Here is a 1606-nt window from a genome sequence, read left to right as displayed (position 1 = left end):
GTCGGGGGCGCTACACGCGCGGGGCGGGGCGTCTGCGGAGCGGGCGTCTGCGGAGCGGGCGCCTGCGGGCCGCGCGCGAATTGCGGGCCGGGCGCGTTCCGCGGGCCGGCGGCGTTCCCCGATCGGGCACCGCATGCCGCGCCCCGCGCCGGCCGTCAGCCGAGGACGACGTGCTCCCCACCGCGCTGCTCGGCGATCTCCTCGCCGACCTCCTCCGCCTCCTGGCGCGACTCGTGGTGGCTCAGCGGGACCCGGGCGTGGGCGATGCGGTTGTGCCAGCCCTGCTCGTCGGAGTAGGTCTCGATGGGGAGGACGGTCGTGGTGCTCATGGTGCTCCTTCGTGGTGGTCCCTCCATGGCACCTCGCGCCCCCGCCGCTCGGGAGAGGGTTGACGCGAGCCCGTGTCTCGAGCAGGACGGAGGCGTCTCGGCGGCACACCAGCGAGCGGCGGCGGCGCGGAGGGTCAGGGCGAGACCATGCCGCCGTTCACGTTGAGGGTCTCGCCGGCGACGAAGCTCGACTCGGCGGACGCGAGGAACACGTAGGCCGGGGCCTGCTCGGCAGGCTGCGCGGCACGGCCCATCGGCGACTCGCTGGAGCCGAAGTCGGGCAGGCTCTCGGGGTCGACGCCGCCGCTGACCTGCAGGGCGGTCCACGTCGGGCCGGGCGCCACGACGTTCACGCGGATGCCCTTCGCGGCGAGCTGCTGCGCGAGGCCCTTCGAGAGGTTGTTGATCGCGCCCTTCGTCATCGCGTAGTCGAGGCGGTCGGGGGCGGGCTTGTGCGCCTCCGCCGACGCCGTGTTGATGATGGTGGCGCCCGCGGGCAGGTGCGGGAGGGCCGCGCGGATGATCCGGAACGGAGCGAAGACGTTGACCGCGAAGGTCGCCTCGAACTGCTCGTCGGTGATGTCGAGCAGGTCCTCCTTCCATATCTGCTTCCCGGCCACGTTGACCACCGCGTCGAGCCCGCCGAGGCCCTCGACCGCCTCCGCCACGAGCCGCGTGCAGTACTCGGCACTCGTGAGATCGCCGGGGATCGGCACGGCGGTGCGCCCCTCAGCGCGGATCAGCCCGATCACGTGCTGCGCGTCCTCCTCCTCGCTCGGGAGGTAGGCGAGGGCGACGTCGGCCCCCTCGCGGGCGAAGGCGATGGCCACGGCGGCGCCGATCCCGGAGTCGGCTCCCGTGATGAGCGCGCGGCGGCCCGCGAGCCTGCCGGTGCCGCGGTAGCTCTCCTCGCCGAGGTCCGGCACCGGGGTCATCCGCGACTGCAGCCCGGGCTCGGGCTGCTGCTGGACCGGCGGAGTCACATCCGGGTACTGGGTGGCGGGGTTGGTGAACGTGTACTGGTCGGGCATTGCTCCTCCGTCCGCGGCACCCGGATCGGGCCGCTCCCCTCCATCCCAGGCGAGCCGCGCCTCCGGGGCCACCCCGTGCACGGGCGGGCGGCGCTGTGGTAGCCGGCGCCGCGCCTGCTCGGAGGACCGGCACGGCGACCCGGACGTGCCGGTGCTCCGCTCCGCGGATGAACACCGGACGACAGTGGGCTCCCCCGCGCGCCGACGCCGCGCGGGCGTGCGAGGCTTGATGGTCGTCCCCCTTCC

Annotated in this window: 2 protein-coding genes; both read right to left on the bottom strand. The window is 74.5% G+C overall.

Features of this window, described 5'->3' with window-relative positions:
• Positions 1-155: 155 nt before the first annotated feature.
• Positions 156-329 carry a DUF2188 domain-containing protein gene (locus tag C5C10_RS17630; protein ID WP_159940661.1) on the bottom strand — a complete coding sequence of 58 codons (174 nt, stop codon included), beginning with the start codon at positions 327-329 and terminating at the stop codon, positions 156-158.
• Between the two features lie 134 nt (positions 330-463).
• Positions 464-1360 (bottom strand): SDR family oxidoreductase, encoded by an 897-nt coding sequence (locus C5C10_RS17375; RefSeq protein WP_104227027.1) that lies wholly within the window; start codon positions 1358-1360, stop codon positions 464-466.
• Positions 1361-1606 lie beyond the last annotated feature (246 nt).

It is taken from the genome of Rathayibacter sp. AY1A3, from assembly GCF_002930975.1.
Classification (GTDB): Bacteria; Actinomycetota; Actinomycetes; order Actinomycetales; family Microbacteriaceae; genus Rathayibacter.
This window is presented reverse-complemented; position numbering and strand designations above follow the sequence as displayed.

Excerpts from the sequence above, each read along its gene's own strand:
- C5C10_RS17375 (WP_104227027.1), bottom strand. The coding sequence starts at position 1,360 with ATGCCCGACCAGTACACGTTCACCAACCCCGCCACCCAGTACCCGGAT.
- C5C10_RS17630 (WP_159940661.1), bottom strand. The coding sequence starts at position 329 with ATGAGCACCACGACCGTCCTCCCCATCGAGACCTACTCCGACGAGCAG.